This window comes from Nocardiopsis sp. NPDC006832, assembly GCF_040635885.1.
GTDB lineage: Bacteria > Actinomycetota > Actinomycetes > Streptosporangiales > Streptosporangiaceae > Nocardiopsis.
On the sequence record NZ_JBEYLC010000020.1, the window covers coordinates 1 to 20,195 of the forward strand.

The 20,195-nt window shown below is 68.7% G+C and carries 20 protein-coding genes; 9 read left to right on the forward strand and 11 right to left on the reverse strand.

All coding sequences use genetic code 11. The features are described 5' to 3' along the window. Positions 1-667: 667 nt before the first annotated feature. Together ABZ717_RS12075 and ABZ717_RS12080 are read left to right on the forward strand one after the other, a co-directional pair. Complete coding sequence (locus ABZ717_RS12075; RefSeq protein WP_358508596.1) at positions 668-2,317, forward strand: AMP-binding protein; 1,650 nt, start codon at positions 668-670, stop codon at positions 2,315-2,317. Positions 2,318-2,437: 120 nt separating this feature from the next. Beyond that, positions 2,438-2,923 carry a MarR family transcriptional regulator gene (locus tag ABZ717_RS12080; RefSeq protein WP_358508598.1) on the forward strand — a complete coding sequence of 162 codons (486 nt, stop codon included), beginning with the start codon at positions 2,438-2,440 and terminating at the stop codon, positions 2,921-2,923. 112 nt (positions 2,924-3,035) lie between these two features. Here the strand turns inward: ABZ717_RS12080 and ABZ717_RS12085 are convergent, their stop codons facing one another. Continuing rightward, a complete protein-coding gene (locus tag ABZ717_RS12085) occupies positions 3,036-4,265 on the reverse strand; it encodes a PHB depolymerase family esterase (RefSeq protein ID WP_358508600.1) in 1,230 nt (409 codons plus the stop codon). Between the two features lie 229 nt (positions 4,266-4,494). Here ABZ717_RS12085 and ABZ717_RS12090 point away from each other — a divergent pair, with 229 nt between their 5' ends. Both ABZ717_RS12090 and ABZ717_RS12095 read left to right on the forward strand, forming a co-directional pair. After that, positions 4,495-5,271, forward strand: coding sequence for a 3-hydroxybutyrate dehydrogenase (locus tag ABZ717_RS12090; RefSeq protein ID WP_358508602.1), 777 nt, complete (start codon positions 4,495-4,497; stop codon positions 5,269-5,271). Further along, positions 5,256-7,253 carry a GAF domain-containing protein gene (locus ABZ717_RS12095; protein WP_358508604.1) on the forward strand — a complete coding sequence of 666 codons (1,998 nt, stop codon included), beginning with the start codon at positions 5,256-5,258 and terminating at the stop codon, positions 7,251-7,253. Before ABZ717_RS12090 ends, ABZ717_RS12095 begins: the two co-directional genes overlap by 16 nt. Here ABZ717_RS12095 and ABZ717_RS12100 read toward each other — a convergent pair. The 7 genes from ABZ717_RS12100 to ABZ717_RS12130 form a co-directional block, all read right to left on the reverse strand. Then, entirely contained in the window at positions 7,179-8,081 is a 903-nt protein-coding gene (locus tag ABZ717_RS12100; RefSeq protein WP_358508606.1) for an alpha/beta hydrolase, read from the reverse strand. The two genes, ABZ717_RS12095 and ABZ717_RS12100, sit on opposite strands and share 75 nt — an antisense overlap. Next, positions 8,078-9,211, reverse strand: coding sequence for a branched-chain amino acid ABC transporter permease (locus ABZ717_RS12105; protein ID WP_358508733.1), 1,134 nt, complete (start codon positions 9,209-9,211; stop codon positions 8,078-8,080). The genes ABZ717_RS12100 and ABZ717_RS12105 overlap by 4 nt, the downstream gene beginning before the upstream one ends. Then, a complete protein-coding gene (locus tag ABZ717_RS12110) occupies positions 9,211-10,110 on the reverse strand; it encodes a branched-chain amino acid ABC transporter permease (RefSeq protein ID WP_358508608.1) in 900 nt (299 codons plus the stop codon). The genes ABZ717_RS12105 and ABZ717_RS12110 overlap by 1 nt, the downstream gene beginning before the upstream one ends. Further along, positions 10,107-10,856, reverse strand: coding sequence for an ABC transporter ATP-binding protein (locus ABZ717_RS12115; RefSeq protein ID WP_358508610.1), 750 nt, complete (start codon positions 10,854-10,856; stop codon positions 10,107-10,109). The genes ABZ717_RS12110 and ABZ717_RS12115 overlap by 4 nt, the downstream gene beginning before the upstream one ends. Continuing rightward, positions 10,853-11,668 carry an ABC transporter ATP-binding protein gene (locus ABZ717_RS12120; protein ID WP_358508612.1) on the reverse strand — a complete coding sequence of 272 codons (816 nt, stop codon included), beginning with the start codon at positions 11,666-11,668 and terminating at the stop codon, positions 10,853-10,855. Before ABZ717_RS12120 ends, ABZ717_RS12115 begins: the two co-directional genes overlap by 4 nt. A gap of 2 nt (positions 11,669-11,670) precedes the next feature. Then, positions 11,671-12,846, reverse strand: coding sequence for a substrate-binding domain-containing protein (locus ABZ717_RS12125; protein WP_358508613.1), 1,176 nt, complete (start codon positions 12,844-12,846; stop codon positions 11,671-11,673). A gap of 189 nt (positions 12,847-13,035) precedes the next feature. Beyond that, the gene (locus ABZ717_RS12130; protein ID WP_358508615.1) at positions 13,036-14,787 is read right to left on the reverse strand and encodes a PASTA domain-containing protein; all 1,752 of its coding nucleotides are present in this window, start codon (positions 14,785-14,787) and stop codon (positions 13,036-13,038) included. Positions 14,788-14,903: 116 nt separating this feature from the next. Here ABZ717_RS12130 and ABZ717_RS12135 point away from each other — a divergent pair, with 116 nt between their 5' ends. From ABZ717_RS12135 to ABZ717_RS12145, 3 genes are all read left to right on the forward strand, one after another. Next, on the forward strand, positions 14,904-15,890 hold the full coding sequence (locus tag ABZ717_RS12135; protein WP_358508617.1) for an ADP-ribosylglycohydrolase family protein: 987 nt from the start codon (positions 14,904-14,906) through the stop codon (positions 15,888-15,890). A 288-nt stretch (positions 15,891-16,178) separates the two neighbouring features. Next, entirely contained in the window at positions 16,179-16,700 is a 522-nt protein-coding gene (locus tag ABZ717_RS12140; RefSeq protein ID WP_087103395.1) for a YbaK/EbsC family protein, read from the forward strand. A gap of 254 nt (positions 16,701-16,954) precedes the next feature. Then, entirely contained in the window at positions 16,955-17,098 is a 144-nt protein-coding gene (locus ABZ717_RS12145) for a hypothetical protein (RefSeq protein WP_358508619.1), read from the forward strand. A gap of 124 nt (positions 17,099-17,222) precedes the next feature. Here ABZ717_RS12145 and ABZ717_RS12150 read toward each other — a convergent pair whose 3' ends face one another. The 3 genes from ABZ717_RS12150 to ABZ717_RS12160 all read right to left on the reverse strand — a co-directional run bounded on the left by ABZ717_RS12150 (position 17,223) and on the right by ABZ717_RS12160 (position 18,467). Then, positions 17,223-17,399, reverse strand: coding sequence for a hypothetical protein (locus ABZ717_RS12150; protein WP_358508621.1), 177 nt, complete (start codon positions 17,397-17,399; stop codon positions 17,223-17,225). A gap of 156 nt (positions 17,400-17,555) precedes the next feature. Continuing rightward, on the reverse strand, positions 17,556-17,954 hold the full coding sequence (locus tag ABZ717_RS12155; RefSeq protein WP_358508623.1) for a hypothetical protein: 399 nt from the start codon (positions 17,952-17,954) through the stop codon (positions 17,556-17,558). Between the two features lie 93 nt (positions 17,955-18,047). Continuing rightward, a complete protein-coding gene (locus ABZ717_RS12160) occupies positions 18,048-18,467 on the reverse strand; it encodes a hypothetical protein (RefSeq protein WP_358508624.1) in 420 nt (139 codons plus the stop codon). Positions 18,468-18,993: 526 nt separating this feature from the next. On the opposite strand from ABZ717_RS12160, the gene ABZ717_RS12165 reads away from it, so the two are divergent. After that, positions 18,994-19,809 carry a UTRA domain-containing protein gene (locus tag ABZ717_RS12165; protein ID WP_358508626.1) on the forward strand — a complete coding sequence of 272 codons (816 nt, stop codon included), beginning with the start codon at positions 18,994-18,996 and terminating at the stop codon, positions 19,807-19,809. Between the two features lie 188 nt (positions 19,810-19,997). Next, positions 19,998-20,186 (forward strand): DUF397 domain-containing protein, encoded by a 189-nt coding sequence (locus ABZ717_RS12170; RefSeq protein ID WP_358508628.1) that lies wholly within the window; start codon positions 19,998-20,000, stop codon positions 20,184-20,186. Positions 20,187-20,195: the final 9 nt, after the last annotated feature.

Consider the following 20,195-nt stretch of genomic DNA (forward strand, 5'->3'; position numbering starts at 1 on the left):
GGTTTGAACGCTGGGCTTTTGAAGCGACTCTTCGAGTTTACATGCTCCGAGCACCGCTCGAACCAGGCTGCTTTGAAGAGGATGTCTGTGATCGCAGTCCGGTTCCGAGTCGACCCTGGGGGCCACTCGCCGTCCTGCGGCGACCTGGAGAACACTACCCGCACTCCACGCACCCGGCAAACCGAACCGCCTGTGTCGCCGGTCACCCGACCTCCACCTCGGCTCCCCGCTTCGGCCAACACACGCCGTTCGCCCCTTCGGAGAGCCGGATCCGGCCCCCTCCTCGCGCGCGTACGCGCGTTCCTCTATTGCCCGCGTCGGCTCCCGGACCCGCAACGCTCACCCGACCGATGAATACCCGCTCCACCGAAGCTCACTTCATGACAAATGCACGACCCTTGCCCATTACTTGCACCGGCACGGGATCGTTTCGACTCTCACCAGCAAGTTTCTAATATCACCGCAGGTCAGAGACTTGAAATAATCATTCCAGTATCGGTCTCGAGGCTCACCCGGTGACAACCACGCGTCGGTGATCACTCACTCCGCGACGAAGAATCCCGTGCGCATCTGACCTACCTTCGCAGTACTCCGTGGAGTCACGAGGCGAAGGCTCCTCGGAGGGCGCGGACCGCTTCGCCCGTCCCCGTACTCCCCCGGAGACCGAATGCCGTCCTCAGTCGGTGGCCCGTCCACCCGGTCCAATCTGATCCACACCCTCAAGGTGGTGTCCGTACTCGTCAGGGCCGGGGTCTTCTCCGTCGGCCGCCCGGACAAGATCGTCCGCCAGCTACGCCAGCTCAAGACCTGGGGGGCGACCATCGCCGGTGGTTACGCCGCCGCGGGCGAGCGGGTCCCCGACCAGATCTCCGTGATCGACGACTCCGGGGTGACGACCTTCGGACAGATGAACCGGCTGGCCAGACAGCTGGTCCACGAGCTGAGGCGCCTGGGGGTCCGCCCCGGGTCCCGGGTGGGGATCCTGTGTCGCAACCACGCCGGGATGGTGCAGGCGGCCATGGCCTGTGGCCGCCTGGGCGCCGACGCCGTCCTGTTGAACACCGGGTTGGCCGCCGGTCCGTTGGTGGACGTGATCGAACACAACGAGGTGTCGTTGCTCGTCGCGGACTCGGACTTCGAGGAGTTGTACAAGGGGTTGCCGCCGGAGATCCCACGTGTGACGTCGTGGGGGGAGACCGTGGTGCCGGGTCCGCGGATCCCGACCAAGGTCGAGGAGCCCACCGAGCCCGACCCCGTCCCGCCCGAGAGTCCGGGTCGGTTGATCGTGTTGACCTCGGGGACCACGGGGGCGCCGAAGGGAGCACGGCGCCCGACCCCGAAGGGTCCACAGGACGCGGCCTCGGTACTGTCGCGGATCCCGTTGAACTCCAAGGACCGGATCCTGGTGTCGGCGCCGATCTTCCACACCTGGGGGCTGGCCGGTGTCCAGTTGGGCATGTCGATGCGGTCGACCCTGGTGATGCGCCGGTTGTTCGAGCCGGAGGACGTGTTGCGGACCGTTCAGGAGCAGCGGTGCACGGCGTTGTTCGCGGTACCGGTGATGCTTCGGCGGATCATGGACCTGCCCCGGTCGACGCGGGAGAAGTACGACACCTCTTCGCTGCGGATCGTGGCGTGTAGTGGTTCGGCGATGAGCCCGCAGCTGATCGGCGACTTCATGGACGCGTTCGGCGACGTCATCTACAACCTGTACGGGTCTACCGAGGTGTCGTGGGCGACCATCGCTTCCCCCGAAGACCTGCGGACGGCGCCGACCACCGCGGGACGGCCGCCGCTCGGTACGCGGATCGCGGTCCTGGACGAACGGGGTCGGGAGGTTCCCCAGGGGTCGAAGGGCGCGATATTCGTCGGCAACGACATGCTCTTCGACGGGTACACGAACGGGAGGAACAAGCGGGTGTCCGACGGTCTGATGGAGACCGGCGACCGCGGTCACGTGGACGTACACGGTCTGCTGCACGTGGCCGGGCGTGACGACGACATGATCGTCTCGGGTGGTGAGAACGTCTTCCCCCGGCCTGTGGAGGAGGCGATCGTGACGCTGCCCTCGGTGCGCGAGGTCGTGGTGACCGGGGTTCCGGACGAGGAGTTCGGACAGCGATTCGCGGCGTACGTGGTGCCCTACGAGGGACGGTCGGTGGATCCGAACGGGATCCGGCTGCATGTTCGGGAGCTGGTGGGGCGTTTCTCCGTCCCGCGTGACGTGATCGTGTTGGCGGAACTGCCGCGCAACGCCACCGGGAAGGTGCTCAAGCGACGGCTTCCGGCCGGCACTCGTCCACCCGAGGGCTCCTGACCGTTCCCGTGGGTGGAGGTCGGTTCGCGGACGCGAGCCGACCTCTTTGCTCCATTTACATTGCGCACAAGGTGATTGTGGGCTTTGACATCGGGTGCGTGGTTACTACGATGTCGAGTGATGCCCGACCGTTCCCCCGCCCCCAAGGGCGACTTCGCACTCCCGCCAGTCGACGAGCAAATGTGCTTCGCGCTGTACGCGGCGTCCCGCGCTGTCACCAACCTGTACCGCCCGTTGCTCGATCCGCTCGGTCTGACCTACCCGCAGTACCTCGTGATGATGCTGCTGTGGGAGCGAGGCGGGTGCTCGGTCAAGGAGATCGGCGCGGTGCTCCAACTCGACTACGGAACCCTTACCCCCCTGCTCAAGCGGCTGGAGACCAACGGGCTGCTCCGTCGGGATCGTGATCCCGAGGACGAGCGTTCGGTGCGGGTCACTTCCACCGACGAGGGCCGCGCCCTCCGCGCCCGCACTCGGGGCATCCCCGAGGCGATCGGGCGGGTGATCGACCTTCCGGACGAGGAGTTCGAGGCGACCAGACTCGCGTTGCGCAGGCTGACCGCCAACGTGCTCGCGGGCGAGGCACGGGTCGCCGAGGAGACCTGAGGGGGAGGAGCGGAGGACGGGCACCACGGGGGTCGTGCCCGTCCTCCGAAGGCCGGGAGGGGAATGGAGCGGGGCGGGTGGGCCGATGGCCCGCCCGCCCCGCGTCTTTCGCTCAGCACCCGTCGACGGTGTGCTCCCAGTGGCCCGGTGAGGTCTCGGTGAGGGAGGTCGTCACGGCCGGGTTCCACAGGCCGAGCGGGTCGTCGGAGCCGGCCGCGTAGACCATCCCGAACCGGTGCTCCGCGCGCCCCTCGGTGACGTGGGCGTAGTTGCTCGCGGTGACGCACTCGCCCGAGGGCGGATCGGTGGGTTCCTCCGTCGGTGGGTCGGTGGGTCCGACCCCACCGTCGATCCCCCAGAACTGCGCCGTGTACCCACTGGAGCAGACCGCGTCGAGGAAGTAGGCGCCGGCGGTGCCGCAACCCGAGCCGGGGTCGACCGGGGTTCCGTGGCCCAGACCGGAGACGGAGTAGTGGGCGATGGCTGCGTCGTCGGGCCCGCCTCCGTAGTACGAGGCCGTTGTGGATCCGGGCAACTGCTCGGTGGTGTCCGGATCGGTGGGCACACCGCCCGCGTTCGCCCACTGGGCCACCGAGGCGTCCCCGTTGGCCGGGGCGACGGTGGTGTCGGAGGTACCGTGCCAGACCGCGACCCGGGGCAGGTCGGCCCCGTCCGGTAGCTTGGCGCGGATCTCGTCGCCCCACTGTTCGGGTGTGCGGTCCTTACCCGGGTTCATGCAGGTGAAGGCGTCGACCATGCCGGTGGCGCAGCCGACGGGGACACCCGCGACGATGCTTCCGCCGGCGAACACGTCCGGGTAGGCGGCGAGGAGTTCGGCCGCCATGGCACCGCCCGCGGACAGTCCGGAGACGTATACGCGATCCGCGTCCAGTCCGTGCGCGTCGATGGCGTGTTCCACCATCGAGCGGATGGATCGGGCCTCACCGGAGTCGCGGGCCACGTCGCCGGGTTCGAACCAGTTGAAGCAGCTCGTGGCGTTGTTGGCGCTGCTCTGTTCGGCGTAGACGAGGGCGAACCCGGAGGCGTCGGCCTGTTCCGCCCAGCCGGAGTGCTGGTGGTAGGCGGCGGCATCCTGGGCGCATCCGTGCAGGAGTACGACCGCGGGTGCGCCCGCGGGGAGGTCGTCGGGGACGTACTCGTACATGGAGAGGGCGCCGGGGTCGGTGCCGAAGGAGGGCACCGGGTCCAGGGTCGCGGCGGAGGCTCGTGGGGCCAGGGCGACGATCGTCGCGGCGACCAACAGGAAGGCCGCGGCCAGGGCGATGATCGGCGGCAGGTACCTGGCGGGGGCTGACGGAGGTGGACTGCTCTGGGGGTGCATGTACGGCTCCGGGGGTCGATCAGCGGGGGTGGTTCGGCCGAACCCTGACTTGGAGCCTAGGCAGATTGTGATGTGGACAACATGTGCGAGAGACCCCGATCACTTAGGCTGTTCGAGTGGGAACCCCACAGGAGACCCCTCGCCCATGGCGGATCACCACATGTCCCATCCCAGAGGTGTGTTCATCGGAGCTATCCCCCACGGTCCCACCCCGTCCTAGTTTGCTGACATGACGACAGAGGCTTCCCCCCACACCGCCCAGGTCGACCTCACCGACAGGATCGCGCTGGTGACCGGTGCAGCCGGCGGTATCGGCCTGGCCTGTGCCCGCAGACTGTCCGCCGCCGGAGCCTCGGTACGTTTGGTCGACGTCGACGGTTCCGCGCTCACCGCCTTGGAGAAGGAGGGCGTGGGCGAGGCCGTCGAACTGGACCTGACCGACCTGGATTCCGCGGAGGAGGCGGCGCGCGGCGCCGACATCGTGGTCAACAACGCCGGAGTGCAGACGGTCGCGCCCGTGCAGGACTTCCCCCCGGATCGCTTCTCCCTGATCCTGCGGCTCATGCTGGAGTCCCCGTTCCGTCTGGTGCGGGGCTCGCTGCCCCACATGTACGAACGTGGTTGGGGCCGGATCGTCAACATCTCCTCCGTGCACGGACTGCGCGCCTCCGCCTACAAGTCGGCCTACGTCGCGGCCAAGCACGGCTTGGAGGGGCTCTCCAAGGTGATCGCTCTGGAAGGCGCGGAGCGGGGGGTGACGTCGAACTGCGTCAACCCCGGTTACGTGCGGACCGCCCTGGTGGAGAAGCAGATCGCCGATCAGGCCACGGCGCACGGTATCCCCGAGGAGCATGTGGTGTCCGAGGTGCTGTTGGCCCGGACTCCCGTGAAACGCCTGATCGAACCCGCGGAGGTGGCCGAACTGGTCGCCTACCTGTGCAGTGACGACGCCTCGTTCATCAACGGAGCGTCGCTCCCCGTCGACGGAGCTTGGAGCGCGAGCTGAACACCACCCCGGAACCCCCTCGCGGGGATGGCCCGGCGGACGCCGGGCACCAGGCGTTCTTCCTGGATCTGCTGTTGCGCGACGCACCGGCCGTGGAGTACGAGCGGCCGGTGCTTCGCGCGCGTTCGGGTGGCGCGGACGCGGACACGGTCTCGGCGTTGGAGGAGGCCAAGTTCGCGGCGCTGCGGGTGCGGTCGGTCCTGCGTGACCGGCAACGCCGTGAATCCGAATTGAGCGCGTTGTTCGAGACCGCCAACGACCTGGCGGGGATGCGCAGTCTGGACCAGGTGTTGCAGGCCATCGTGGAGCGGGCCCGGCATCTGTTGAGCACGGACGTGGCCTACCTGACCCTGAGTGACGCGGAGGCGGGGGACACCTACATGCGGGTGACCGCGGGTTCGGTGTCCGCCGTTTTCCAGAAGGTGCGGTTGGCCCCTGGCAAGGGGCTGGGCGGTCTGGTGGCCACCACCGGACTGCCGTACGTGACCGCGAACTACTTCACCGACCCCCGTTTCGAGCACGCGGAGAACATCGACCACGCGGTACGCGAGGAGGGCCTGGTCGCGATCCTGGGCGTGCCGTTGAAGATGAACGGGCGGGGCATGGGGGTGTTGTTCGCCGCGAACCGACGGGAGCGGCCCTTCGCTCACTCCGAGGTGGCGTTGTTGTCGTCGCTGGCCACCCACGCGGCGATCGCGATCGACAACGCGAACCTGATCGACGACACCCGGCGTGCCTTGGACGAGTTGCACACGGTCAACGAGAGGTTGCAGCGGCACACCGCGTCGGTGGAGCGTTCGGCCGCGGCACACGACAGGTTCACCGACCTGGTGCTGGGTGGTGGCGGGGTGCGCGAGGTCGCGGCCGCGGTCGCCGAGGTGTTGGGCGGTTCGGTGCGCATCCACGACCGGACCTCGGAGGTGTCGGTGACCGCGTCGCCCTCGGGTGAGGTGAACGATCCCTCCCCGGGCGGCGATCCCTTGGCGGAGGGGGACGACGAGGTGGCCGAGGCGGTGCGTTCCTCCTTGGCGAGCGGCCGCGCGGTGGCCGTGGACGACGCCTGGGTGGCGGCCGCGGCGGCGGGAGGCGAGCCTCTGGGCACGCTCGTGCTGCGCGGCGTGGCGCTGGACGGCACGGACCAGCGGGTGTTGGAGAGGGCCGCCATGGTGACGGCCCTGCTGCTGCTCATCCGACGTTCGGTGAGCGAGACCGAGCACCGGGTCCGCGGCGATCTGCTCAACGAGTTGCTGGAGGTGCCGGCGCGGGATCCGGTGTCGTTGCGTCAACGGGCGGCGCTGTTGCAGGCCGACCTGGACGCGCCGCACGTGCTGGTGGTGGCCGAGGCCGTGGGCGCCGATCCACATCGGCTGCGATCGGCGGCGTCGTTCGTGGCCGAGACCACGGGCGGTCTGGCGACGAGCCGGGGTGGTCGGTTGGTGTTGGCGCTTCCGGGGTCGGATCCCTCCGAGGTGGGGCGGCGGGTGTGCGCGGAGCTGTCCGCCGCCGCCAACGGTCCGGTGACGGCCGGTCTGGCCGGGCCCACCGGCGGGCTCGGGACGTTCCTGGACACGTTCACCGAGGCGGTTCGCTGCCTGCAGACGCTGCGGGCACTGGGCCGGGAGGGCGATTGCGCGACCATCGAGGACCTGGGGTTCTCCGGTCTGCTGCTCGGCCAGAACCGGGACGTGTCCGGGTTCGTCTCCGCGACCTTGGGTCCACTGCTGGAGTACGACGAACGGCGGAACACACTGCTCGTGGAGACCCTGGGGGCCTATTTCGCGGCCGGGGGCAACCTGTCCCGCGCCAAGGACGACCTGCACATCCACGTGAACACCGTGGCGCAGCGCTTGGAGCGGATCGGGCAGTTGATCGGGACGGACTGGCAGCGCCCCGACCGCGCCTTGGAGCTACAACTGGCCCTGCACCTGCACGGTCTCCTCGACAAGGGCGTGGACCTGCTCGGCGACCAGGGCGGCACTTGAGGAGAACAGCGGGCTGTAGTGGTTGTCCTCGGGCAGTTCCGTGACGCGCACGGACTCGGGGAGACCGGCGAGCCGTTCGGACGTGTACAGGCCGGGGCTCTCGTCCATGAGTCCGCGCGCGGTCCACAGCAGGTGGGCCGGGCAGGGCAGGCGGTGGATCGCGCCGAGTACCTCCTCGTCGGACACGACCTGGGCACCGTCGACCCGCACGGCCTCCTCGTCGCAGGCCGACCGCTGTCGCGGTGGTTCGCCGACCAGGTCGCGTAGGACGTAGTCGTCCACCCAGGTGCTCCAGCGCCCGACGAAGGCCGGGTGCTCCTTCCAGAAGTCCCGGTAGGCGTCGGGGGACTCGAAGGTCATGCGCAGGCGGGCCATCGCCGGGCCGATGACGGCCTCGATGTCGGTTCCGGGCGGCACGGGCAGACCGAAGCCGCCGTCCACCAGGAGCAGACCGGACACCCGCTCGGGGTGGCGTACGGCCAGTAGGGCGGCGACGAACGCGCCCATGGAGTGGCCCACGACCACGGTGCGCCGTACCCCGCGGCCGTCGAGTACGGCGAGGAGGTCGTCGACGTGGGCCGCCAGTCCGTGTGGTCCGGGCAGGTGCCCGCTGGCGCCCCGGCCGCGCAGGTCCGGGGCGATGGTCGGGGGTCCCCCGAGCTTCGCGAGTTCGGTCGCGGTACGGGCGAACGAGTGACCGTTGGCGGTGATTCCGTGGACGGCCAGGACCGGGACCCCGGGGCCGGAGCCCCAGGTCGTCACGGCCAGGTCGCCCCCGACAACGGGGACGGTGTGTTCGTCCCCGTCGCTACGGGAGGGTGTGGTCACGCGTGGTCCGCCTTTCGTGTGCGTTCGGTACGCCGGTCCCGGACGGCGGCCTTGATCCGTCCCGGGAGGGCGACGAGGCCGCCGGGGAAGAAGAACACCATCAGGACGAAGAGCGTGCCGAGGATGAAGAGTGGTTGGGAGAGCGGGGCGCCGATCCAGGTGGGCAGGGCGTCGAAGGCCCCACCCGACTGAAGGAGCCGGTGTTCGGCGTAGGTGTAGAGGGCCGCTCCGAGGAGGGGTCCCCATCGGGTGCCCGCGCCGCCCAGGGCGACCATCACCAGGAGGGTGAGGGTGAACTCGGCGGTGGTGATGCCGGGGGTGACCCCTCCGTTGACCAGGAGGTAGGCCACGCCGCCGAGGGAGGCCAGGCCACCGCCGACGGTGAAGGCGACCAGCTTGTAGGGGTAGGGGTTGATGCCCAGGACCGCGACGCGCTGTTCGTTCGCGCGGATGCCCTGCCAGACCCGGCCCACGGGCGAGGCGCACAGCCACCAGACCACACCCAGGACCACGACCAGGTAGCCGACTGCCACCCAGTACAGGTTGACGGTGTTGACCACGCCCACGAACGCGTCGGGGACGGCCTCGGCGCTGAGGGAGAGCCCTTCCTCGCCGCCGGTCCAACGGCCGGGGTCGCGGGAGATGAGGATGGATCCGGCCTCGGCGAAGGCGAGGGTGACCATGGCCAACGCGATGCCGTTGACGCGCAGCGACACCGCGCCGAGCAGTAGGGCCAGGAGGGTTCCACCGGTCACCGAGATCACGGCCGCCCACAGCAGGGGCAGCTCCAGGACCGACATGAGCAGCGCGGCGACGTAGGCGCCGCAGGCGAAGTAGAGGGCGTGTCCGAAGGACAGCAGTCCCACCCGCCCGTAGAGCAGGTCGTAGCTGGTGGCCAGACCACCGAAGACCAGGCACAGCGCGAGCAGGTGCAGGGTGGACGGGCTGTTGAGGGCGCCCTCGAACAGCCCGGGGACGTACAGGGTGGAGAAGGGCAGGGACAGCGCCACCACGAGGACCACGGCGGGCACCGCCCACCAGGGCAGGGAACGGCGTCGCCGCACGTCGGAGATCTCGGGCCCCTTCGAGGGGCCGGTGGTCTCACGGAGGGTCGTGTCGGTGTCGGTCATCATGCCACCCTCTCCGCGGACTTCTTCGCGGTCAGGCCGCCCTGTCTGGTGAGCAGGACCGCGGCCAGCACGGCGACCACGGCGATGTCACCGAGGCCGGCGACGGTGTAGTAGTTGGCGAACTGCTGGATGAGGCCGACCGTCACCGAGGCGATCGCGCAGCCGGTCAGCGAGGTGGTGCCACCGATCACGACCACGATGAACGCGAAGATCAGTAGCGACATCCCCTGGGTGGGTGTGACCACCCCGAAGTAGAGGCCGCCCAGGGGACCCGCCAGCGCGGCGGCGGCCCCACCGATCGCGAACACCAGGGTGAACGACTTGCGCACGTCGATGCCGAGCGCGGTGACCATGGCGCGGTCCTGCACGCCCGCGCGGACGATGAGCCCGTAGCGGGTGCGGGAGTTGAACAGCGACAGGGCGACGAACACCACGATCGCGGCGAGGATCAGCAGGTAGCGGTCCTTGGGCACGTTGACGCCCAGCAGGGGGAGCGTGCCCGACACCAGTTCCGGTTTGGGGAAGGTGTGCGGGTCGGCGCCCCAGATCGCCTGGATGAGCGCGGGAACGGCCAGGCTCAGGCCGACGGTGGCGAGGATCTGTTCGCGGTGTCTGCCGTACAGCGGCCGGATCACGCATAGTTCGACCAGGACGGCGGCGAGCGTTCCGGCCGCCACACCGAAGACCATGGCCAGCAGGAAGCCCACCCCGGCCGGGCCGGCACCGGGCAGGTACTGGGCGGCCCACCAGGTGCCGTACGCACCGATGGCCAGGAACGCGCCGTGGGCGAAGTTGAGGACGTCCATCAGGCCGAAGATCAGGGACAGGCCCGAGGCGATGAGGAAGTACAGGGCACCGAGGCCGAGCCCGGTGATGATGAGGAGTACGACGGTGCTCATGTGGTGTCCACCCGCCTGTCGGTGGGTTCGTCGGTGGCGGTCCGTGCCACGCCGAGGAGGGAACGGACGCGCTCGGCGTCGTCGAGGAGCTCCGACGCGGAACCGGTGTGGATGACGCTTCCGGCGTCGATCACCACGGCCTGGTCGGCGACCCGGCGGACCAGGGAGAGGTTCTGTTCCACGAGCAGCACGGGGACGCTCTCGGCGGCGGTGGCCACCGCGTCGGCGACCTCGCGGACGATCCGGGGCGCCAGGCCCTTGGTCGGTTCGTCGACGATGAGCAGCCGGTTGTCGTTGAGCAGGGCGCGTCCGATGGCGAGCATCTGCTGTTGGCCTCCGGAGAGGGTGCCCGCCGGTTGGTTCGCCCTCTTGCGCAGTTCCGGGAAGAGCTCGTGGACGAGGTCGTAGCGTGGTTCGCCCGGGCGTCGTTCGGCCAGGCGCAGGTTCTCGGCGACGGTGAGGGCCGCGAAGATCCCGCGTTCCTCGGGCACGTAGCCGATGCCCTTGGTGACGATGGCGTGGGTGGGTCGTTCGGTGATGTCGGCGCCGTCGAAGACGACCCTGCCGGTGCGCGGCACCAGGCCCAGGAGTGCCTTGACCGTGGTGGTCTTGCCGACGCCGTTGCGGCCGAGGACCGAGGTGACGCCGTGGTCGGGCACGGAGAAGGACACTCCCTGGAGGATGTGCGATCCCTCGATCCACACGTGCAGGTCGTCCGCTTCCAGGAGCGGCGCGGGCGCGCTCACGCGCCGTCCCCGAGGTAGGCGGCCTGGACGTCGGGGTCGGCCATGGCGGTCTCGGGGTCGGCGTAGGTGAGAAGGGCACCGTGGTGCATGACGGCCAGTCGGTCGGCCATGTCGAGGAGCACCTCCATGTGGTGTTCGACCATGAGGACCGTGCATCCCTGTTCGCGGTGCACGTCCTGGATGACGTTGGTGAGTTCGCCGATCTCTCCGGCGCTGACCCCGGCCATGGGTTCGTCGAGGAGGATGAGCCGGGGCCCGCGGGCCAGGAGGAGGGCGAGTTCGAGCTTGCGTTTGTCGCCGTGGGAGAGATCCCCGGCGAGGTGGTCGACGCGATGGGAGAGCCGGACCAGGTCCAGGACCCGGGCGGCGTCCTTTCCGCCGGTGGGGGCGGCCAGGCGCCAGAAGCGGCGGGACTCCCCCGTGCGGGCCTGGACGGCCAGACCGACGTTGGCGCCGACGGTGAGGTCGGCGAAGACACTGGAGGTCTGGAAGGTACGGCCCATGCCCAGGCGTGCCCGGCGGTGGGACGCGTGGGGGGTGACGTCCTCGCCCGCCAGCCGGATCGTGCCGCCCGTGGGCTTGGTGAGGCCGCTGACCAGGTTGAACAGGGAGGTCTTGCCCGCCCCGTTCGGGCCGATGAGGGCGACGAACCCGCCTTCCTCGACGGACATGGTGATGTCGTCGACGATGACGGCGCCGCCCACGGACCAGCTCAGGTTCCGCAGTTCCAGGACGGACGTGGCGGTGTCGGGCGCGGTCGCGCCCCCGTCGGGCGCGGTGGTCGCGCCCGACGGTGGGGTGTGGGTGCTCATGACTACTCCGCGATCGCGGGTTCGACGTCGGCGGCGGGGATCTCCGCGACGAGTTCGGGGTGGGCGTCGTCTCCCTCGCCGACCAGTTCGACCTGGTACATCGGCTGGATGAGGGCGTGGTCCTCGGAACGGATGTGGATTTCGCCCTTGACGCCGTCGAAGGTCCAGCCGGACAGGGCGTCGACGCGGTCGGCGGTCTCGTCGCCGGCGGTGGCGGCCTGCACGACCATCTGTGCGGCGGTGAAGCCGTCGGGGGTGAACAGGTCGACCTCGCCGCCGTCGGCCTCGATGGTCTCCTTGAGGATCTGCGCGATCTCGGTTTCGGAGGCCCCGTCGAAGTAGTGGGACAGGAAGGAGATGCGGTCGCCGGCCTCACCGAAGATCGGGTAGGAGGGTTTGATGTCGAGCCCGGTGACGACCTCGGTGGAGTCGAGGATGCCCTGCTGGTCGAGGGACTGCCACATGGCGGAGGCGGTCTCGCCCGCCCAGGCGACGAAGACCAGGTCGGGGTCGGCCTGGTTGACCTGCTCGGCGAAGGGGGTGAGGTCGGTGGTGTCCGGTGGGGCCAAGACGCTGTCGACGTTGGCGCCCTCGGCTTCGAGGACCTCGGTCGCGGCGCCGACGTTGTCCTGACCGAAGGCGTTCTGTTGGGCGAAGACGACGACGTCGGAGTCCTCGGGGTCGTCCATGAAGCTGGCGGCGGCGAGGATGTCCTGGTAGGTCTGGCGACCGGAGCGGAAGGTGTTGTCGTTGATCCCGGTGACGGCGTCGGTGGCGGCGGCCCCGGAGATGAACAGGATGTCGTTCTGTTCGGCCAGGGGGGCGACCTGCACGGCGATGCCCGACGCGGTCGAGCCGGCGATGATGCCGTGCCCCTCGCCGATCAGTTCGCGGGCCGCGGAGATGGCCTTGTCGGGTTCGCCGGCGTCGTCGAGGTAGGTGACCTCGATCTGGCGGCCCTCGATCTCCCGGGTGTCGTTGGTGGCATGGTCGAGGCCGGCCTCGAAGCCCTGCCGGTACTGCTCGCCGTAGGTGGCCAGCGGACCGGTCGACGAGTAGACGATGCCGACCTTGATCGGCCCTTCGCCGTCGGTGCCGGCGGCGTCGCCAGGACTGCCGCAGGCGGTCATGGTGAGCGTGGCCGCGATGGCTCCGGCGGCCAGAGGGGTCTTTCGCATGTTCTTCCTCCAGTCGGCACCCGCCGTTGGTCGCGGCGCGACCCACAGGGGGATGAGGGGTGCCATCCCGAAGTTAGATCCGTGGTGATCGGTTTCACATGTAGCTGAGGCATACATTCGAACGCGAATCGGTGTAGTTAGTGCCCACAGAGTCGAAGTCCCCTCCGAAGGGGGTGTGGACGCTACCGATCAGCAGGGGCCTTGGTCGGACCAGGCGCCCCACTCACCGCCGACGTTCGGTGGGATGGCCATGGTCCACCGTCGGGCCTCGTACACGCGTCCCTCGTACTGGACACGGTCACCGGAGTCATAGGTGGCTCCCGAGTCCCAGGCCTGGGCGGAGCACTCGGCGGGTGCCTCCGGTTCCTCCGTGTCCGCGCCCTCCTCGGGGTCGGAGCCGGCCGCCTCGTCCTCGGTCCCCTCCGGTTCCTCGACCTCTTCCGGGCCGGTGGAAACGGTGAGGGTGACCTCTCCGTCCTCGGGGAGGACCGTGCCGGGTTCCGGGTTCTGGGCGGCGACCCACCCCTCGGTGACGGTCTCGCTGGACGTCTCCACCACGGTGGTGGTCAGCTCCAGTGATTCGAGGGCGGCGGACGCCTCGTCCCGCGTCATGTCGGTCAGGGTGGGCACGATGACCCCTTCGCTGACGTGGAGGGTGATCCCCTCCTCGCGGTCGCCGTCCTCGCCCACCTCGGGGATGGTGGACAGGACGGTGCCGGGGTCGTGGTCGGCGGAGTGTTCCCGGACCACCTCGATCTCGTCGAAGCCGCTGTCCCGCAGGAGGTCGCGGGCCTCCGACTCGGTGCCGCCCACCACGTCGGGCACCTCCACGTACCTCGCCCCGATGGACAACGAGAGCAGGACCGTGTCGCCCTCGCCCAGTTCCGTCCCGGCTGCGGGGTCGGTCGCCGCGACCTCGCCGGGTTGGGCATCGTCGCTGTAGGTCTCGTCGTAGGAGTACGCCAACCCCAGCTCCAGGGCTTCGAGCTCCACCTCGGCCATCTCGGTGGTGTAGCCGAGGAGGTCGGGGAGTTCGGCGGTGTCGTCGGGCACCAAGGCCCAACCGGCGGCGACGAGCACCAAGGCCAGGACAGCCACGATCGCGAGGAACGGGGCGCGGCGCCACAGGGGCACGGGGTGCTTCACCGTGGGTTCGGCCTGGGCTTCGACCACCGGGATCGGTTCCGTGCCCGGACCCGTGTCGCCGGCCGGTCCGGGCAGGGACCGCGCGACCCGTTCGACCATGGCGAGGTACTGGCCGGCGTCGCGAGGCCGGTTCCTCGGGTTGGGCTCGGTCGCGTCGGCGACGAGTTCGTCCAGCTCCGGTGCCAGGCCGGGGACCAAGGAGGAAGGGGACGGCACGGTGTCGTCGTCGAACCGGTGCGAACCCGTCAACAGGGTGTGGAGCAGGCTGCCGACCGCGTGGACGTCGGTGCGGGGGGTGACCCCCTCGATGCCGAGCATCCGGAAGCCGGTGACCGTCACCCGGCCCTCACCGTCCAGGACCACGCTCCGGGGGCCGAGCCCACCGTGGACGACGCCTTGGTCGTGGGCCTCGTTGAGCGCGGTGAGCACGCCGGTGACGATCGTCAGGGCGGCGTGCGGCGCGTACCGCAGTCCCCGTTCTCCCCCTTCGAGCACCTGGGCGATGGTCTGGCCGGGGAGGTGTTCGGTGACCGTGTACACGAGGTCGCCGTCGACGCCCTCTTCCAGGATCCGGGCCAGACCGGGGGCGTCGACACGGGCGAGGGACCGCGCGCGGCCGAGGAAGGCCTGCATGTTCGCGGGGTCGGCGGCGACCTCGGGGGCGAGAAGGGTCACCGTGACGGGCCGGTCGGCGTCGGTGCCGGAGTACTCGGACACCGTTCCGTCTCCTCGGAGGCGGTCACCGATGAGCACACGGCCGCGCAGCGTGAGACCGGTGTGGGGGTCGGGGGTCATGAGTCGGATTGTACGGTGCCGAACCCTCACATAACGTCTTCGATCAGGCCGAATTCGGACGATCACCCGGCGCTAGTCTGGTACTTCCGACCCTTCCACCGCCCCTGTGAGGTGCCGTGATCCCCTCCGCCGTGATCGACCGTGCCGCCGGCGCCCTGCTGGGCACCGCGTGCGGGGACGCCCTGGGCGTCCCCTACGAATTCGCCCCTCGTCTGGCCGAGGATCGAACACCCGAGATGGTCGGCGGCGGGTTGGGTCCCTACGAGCCGGGCGAGTACTCCGACGACACGCAGATGGCTGTGTGCATCGCCGAGGCGCTCCGCGACCACGACGAACCCCGTTCCCCGGATGCGCTGGAGCGGACCGCTCGGAGATTCCTGACCTGGTTCGGCGAGGGCGCCTCCGACGTCGGTGTGCAGACCACCCGAGTCCTGGAGGACACCGTTCGGGCCCTCGCCGAGCACGGGGGCGGCGCCGCCGAGGCCATGACCCGTCGCTCCGAGCGGATGTTCGAGGCGGGGGAGCGGTGCGCGGGCAACGGTTCGCTGATGCGCACGGCTCCACTGGCCTTGGCCCACCTGGACGACCCTGAGGGTCTGGCGGAGAGCGCCACCCGGTACAGCCGGCTCACCCACGGCGACCCGTTGGCCGCCCAGGCCTGTGTGCTGTGGTCCGAGGCGATCCGGCACGCGATCGTGCACGGCACCTACGACGGAGTGCGCGGCGGGCTGGACCTGTTGCCGCCGTCGGCGCGCGGGGATTGGGAGGCGCGGCTGGTCGAGGCCGAGAAGGAGCCGCCGTCCTTCTTCGCACCCAACGGTTTCGTGGTGTCGGCCCTACAGGCGGCCTGGTCGGCGATCGTCCACAGTCCCGTGGACGAGTCCTCGCCCGACCGCTACGCCGCACCGGTCATGGCCGCGGTGCGGGCCGGCGACGACACCGACACCGTGGCCGCCATCGCCGGGGCGCTGGTGGGTGCCAGGTGGGGGCGTTCGGCCATCCCCGCCCCGTACCTGGAGCTGGTGCACGGGTGGCCGGGCTACCGCGCCGCCGAACTCGGTGAACTCACCGAGGCGATCCTGCGGCGGCACTCCAAGTTCTGACAACCGAATCAGAGGTATAGACCACTATTTGAGCTTGGATACGGCACCGGCGATGGGGGAGATGCTCGCGAGTGTGGGTTCCGCGAGTCAGGCCCTCCCATCAACGTTTCGTCCTCCATCTCCGAGAAGTCCAGGACGTTCTCGGCTCGGTCGGGCTCGCCCCCGCACGTCTTCAGGGGACGGTCGACTTCGGAATACGACCGCCCGATGGCCGGGTACGGCCTTTTCCACTACCGGCCGTGCGGCATCATGGTGCCGCACGGTGCGGAACGCGAGTGGGGAGCGGTCATGACGGAGCGGATCGAGTGGGTGCCCGCGCTGGACCACCCTGAACTGATGGCCGAGCCGGTACGCAAGGCGGTGACCCGGTTCGACGGGTCGGTCCGTGCCGGAGCGATCGATCCGGAGGTCGCGGACACGGCGGCCTTCTGCGAGCGCTACGGACAGACCCTGGACACCAGCGCCAACTGTGTGGTGCTGGCGGCCAAGCGGGGTGGCGAGATCGAATACGCCGCCTGCATGGTCCTGGCCACGCAGCGGGCCGACGTCAACGGGGTACTGCGCAAGCACCTGGGCGCGCGTAAGGCGTCCTTCGCCCCGATGGACGAGGCCACCGAGATGACCGGCATGGAGTACGGCGGCATCACCCCGTTCGGGCTGCCGGAGGGTTGGCCGGTCCTGGTGGACAAGGCCGTCCATGACACCCCTTGGGTGGTCGTGGGCAGTGGCCTGCGCCGGTCCAAGCTGCGGGTCCCCGGCCCGCTGCTGGCGGAGTTGCCCGGTGCCGAGGTCCTGTCCTTGACGCGGTAGTCGCCATCAGTCGATTTGTCGACAAAACCATCTGTGGTCAAGGCGCGGCCCAGGTCGATTTCGACCCGGGCCGCGCCGTTTTGTCGATACGTCGCCCTCTCCCCAGGTCGACATGGCCACACGGCGACTTCTCGATATGCCTACAGCGGGGCGGCATGCCCTCTAGGTTGTTGCGGTAGCGCACCGCGACAGAAGGGTTCTCGACAGCTATGGGAGACGGGACCGGCGAGGACGGGCAGGTCGTACTTCGTGGCGTGACCGAACCCGCTACGGACCAGGCGTGGTTTTGGAACCCGGAATGGCGATCGGGAGAGCGGGAGGCCGACGGGCAGATCGCCACCGGTCGAACCGAGGAGTCCGAGAGCGCGAAGTCGATGTTCGACGCTCTCGACCGGTGAGGTGGACAAGCACCTTGGGGGCAAAGACATTGCAGCCATACCGGACCCGGTGGCACCTGACACCTTCACGGGGCAGAGGAACAAAAAGAGGGCCCACTCAGCTGAGGGGCCCTCGATTCCGACCTCAGCTTCTGCGGGTCGGTACAACAGCCAGCGTGGAAACCACTCCGTAGATCGAGCGGGCGGTGGATACCAGGGACCGAGTACTTTCCATGAGCTCCCCCACCTTCTTCATGGCCTCGCAGAGGCCGCTTACGCTCCACTTGCCTTCATCGTCGAGGATGTCCAGCTTCACCAGCACGAAAGGAAGGACTAGAATGAACGCGCCCGCTACTACCACCGGAATCGGACCGGTGACGCCGACGAAACTTATGGGCTCTACGAGTTATCAGCGCTCGAAGGGCGATATTCATTCCCATTATACAGTGAATATTTCATAAGCTCGTCTTCACCGGGGTCAGGCACAGACCCTGAGGTAGGTGCGGATCGCTTCGGTGAGGTCGTCGAACTCGCCCTTCCCGGAGTCGGCGAGCAGGTCGCCGACAGGTGCGTGGGGGCGGGGGAGCGGGGCGAGATAGGGACGCACCAGGGCGCCGGCGATCTGGTCCGGGTCGGGATAGTCGTCCTCCCAGCGCTGGGAGACCTCTTGGGCTATTGAGACCCAGGTCGGCGGGCTCGGGAAGTCGTCCGCCCGACTCCGGTGCTCGACCTGGCCACTCGGGAGCGCGAGTCGCTTCGGTGCGTTGGGAATGAAGAGTTGGGCCAGGACCGAGGCCAAAGTGAGGGCGAACAAGGCCCACAGGTGTTCGGTCAGGCTTCGGCAACGTCGGTGGTGTCGACCGATAGGGTGCTGCACGGTCATCCTCCTGGTGCTTGCAGGTGGTTGATCGGCCCGGTCCGGTGTGTCAGCACCGGTCCGGGCACTTTGCTTTTCAGGAGTAAGCGGCTGTCAGGGCTTCGTCGGCCGGTGGCCCAGGTGTCGGTGGGCGAGCAGGCGGAGCAGTTCCATGCGAGTGGGGGCGCTGATCCGTTCGTAGGGGTCGCCATCGCCGGACCAGCCGATGGGCCGGTAGGCGATGAACTCCTCGTGGGGTGGTCCGCCCTCGACGGTCATCTGCCAGTGCGGGTACAGCAGTTCGCACAGGACCCGTTCGGGCATCGGAAGAACATTCGCCCGAACCACCTGACGCTCGGCCGGTTCGACCAGGTCGATCAACTGCGTGGCCAGCTCGATGTCGCCTTCTTCGTGGGCCGCACGGAGGGCTTCGCGAACCAGGGCGAGGCGTTGGTTCAGAGCGTGGGTGGGAGCGGAGACTCGCAGTGCTTCCTCGGTGGCGACCAGGAAGTCGGTGGTGCAGGTGTCGATCATCAGCACGCCACCACCAGCCGGTGAAGCCCGGCCAGAACCGTGCGAAGGACTTCCAAGGGAGCGGTGTCCAACGGCCGACGCGGCGAAGGCACCGAGGGACGGGGCGAGCGCGGAGGACGGATCGCGGCGTAGGCGCGCACGCGGGACGCCCGGTGAGAGCGACGGCGGCTCGTGATCTCAAGAGCACACCGGCGCACATACGCCGGTTTGGAGAGGTTCAGGTAGCGCGGCATGGCGCGGCCCCTTCGTCAGGTGCCAGATGGGAGGTCCGGCCGATCGAGTCATCAGGAAGAGCACCGCATGATCGTGACCGCCAAGCCTGCCCATGCGGTGCCACGCTCAGCTCCGGCGGTCTCGGGCACACTGGATGTGTGATCGCCAACCACTCCACCGCCCACGCATCGGCGCCGAAATCGCCGAATTTATAGGGGCTAAACTTTCGCGCGTGACGACTGTAACCCCCCTCTTCGTTAGATGCAATAGGGGGGCTAAAGTTCTGGTGGAGTACCCGAAGTGAGGATTCACCTTGGACGCAAGGACATTGCATGACATCGCAGCCATGCCGGACCCGCTGGACAGAGCCCGCGCGGCTTCCGCCGCCATGACCAGTTTGCAAGGGCAGAGCGTGGAGCTCTCACGCATTCGCCGAGGAGCCATCATCGAGGCTCAACAGGGCGGGATGAGGCAGGAGGGCATCGCCCGGCACCTGGGTGTGTCCCCGGGCCGTGTGTCTCAAATGAAGAAGGCGGGCGGCGAGGAGCCCGCGCACAAAGCTCCGACCGGTCCGTTGGAACCTCAGCCCCGAGTTCTCGTCCAGCGCGCTCTGCCGACGCCGCCGAGCACACGCGGCTCCAAGTCGCTCTACCTGACCGAAGCCGAACAGCAGGGGCTCACTCCCGAGCGCAAGATGCTGTTCGTGGGCCAGGAGCCGGCGAACGAACATGTCGCCCAAGGCATGCAGGTAGAACCGGGAGATCCGATCATCGCCCGCCGCAAGATGTTCTGGGCCAACAGCGTTCCGGTCAGGATCTCGACGTCGTACTTCCGAGTGGACGTCGGCGAGAACACACGTCTCGATGGGGAGGGCTTCGTCCTCCCAACGCTCCAGGCTGCCATCGAGGACCTCGGGCACCGATTCGGCCATGCGGTGGAGACCCTGACCGCACGCCCCGCCACCCCTTACGAGGCCGATCTTCTGGAGATCCCCGGCGAGTGGGTCGTGCAGGTGCTCAGGGTCAGCTACTCCACCGACGACACTCCGATCCACGCCCTTGAAACGATCTGCGCGGCTTCCCGCCACACCTTCCCCATCGGCCAAGCTGTCGACAGCGATCAGTTCTGAGCACACAAGAATCGGCCCCGGCAGGCTACCGGGGCCGTTTTCTGTCCTGATGACTTTCCCGCACGCACTGTACCCGGGGATAGGGCGGCTGTGTAGACGATCCTGACCCCACTGAGCCGTTCCACATCAAGGATTTCAGGGCATTTCCAGGTGCAAGCGCAGCCGATCCGAAGGAGGTGGGCACACCGATGCCCACAGGAAACCCGTCGTATCTTCACTTCCGGAAGTCCAGCTACAGCCAACCCACCGGCAACTGTGTGGAGGTCGCCGACCTTCCTGGTGGGACCGCTGTTCGGGACACACAGAACAGGAAGAACGGTCACCTCGACTTCTCCACTGCGGAGTGGGTCGCGCTGATGTCCAGTGTGCGCCTGTAGTAGACGAGC

Coding starts and splice junctions, on each gene's coding strand:
- ABZ717_RS12075 (WP_358508596.1), top strand. CDS start 668: ATGCCGTCCTCAGTCGGTGGCCCGTCCACCCGGTCCAATCTGATCCAC.
- ABZ717_RS12080 (WP_358508598.1), top strand. CDS start 2,438: ATGCCCGACCGTTCCCCCGCCCCCAAGGGCGACTTCGCACTCCCGCCA.
- ABZ717_RS12085 (WP_358508600.1), bottom strand. CDS start 4,265: ATGCACCCCCAGAGCAGTCCACCTCCGTCAGCCCCCGCCAGGTACCTG.
- ABZ717_RS12090 (WP_358508602.1), top strand. CDS start 4,495: ATGACGACAGAGGCTTCCCCCCACACCGCCCAGGTCGACCTCACCGAC.
- ABZ717_RS12105 (WP_358508733.1), bottom strand. CDS start 9,211: ATGACCGACACCGACACGACCCTCCGTGAGACCACCGGCCCCTCGAAG.
- ABZ717_RS12110 (WP_358508608.1), bottom strand. CDS start 10,110: ATGAGCACCGTCGTACTCCTCATCATCACCGGGCTCGGCCTCGGTGCC.
- ABZ717_RS12120 (WP_358508612.1), bottom strand. CDS start 11,668: ATGAGCACCCACACCCCACCGTCGGGCGCGACCACCGCGCCCGACGGG.
- ABZ717_RS12125 (WP_358508613.1), bottom strand. CDS start 12,846: ATGCGAAAGACCCCTCTGGCCGCCGGAGCCATCGCGGCCACGCTCACC.
- ABZ717_RS12130 (WP_358508615.1), bottom strand. CDS start 14,787: ATGACCCCCGACCCCCACACCGGTCTCACGCTGCGCGGCCGTGTGCTC.
- ABZ717_RS12140 (WP_087103395.1), top strand. CDS start 16,179: ATGACGGAGCGGATCGAGTGGGTGCCCGCGCTGGACCACCCTGAACTG.
- ABZ717_RS12160 (WP_358508624.1), bottom strand. CDS start 18,467: ATGATCGACACCTGCACCACCGACTTCCTGGTCGCCACCGAGGAAGCA.
- ABZ717_RS12170 (WP_358508628.1), top strand. CDS start 19,998: ATGCCCACAGGAAACCCGTCGTATCTTCACTTCCGGAAGTCCAGCTAC.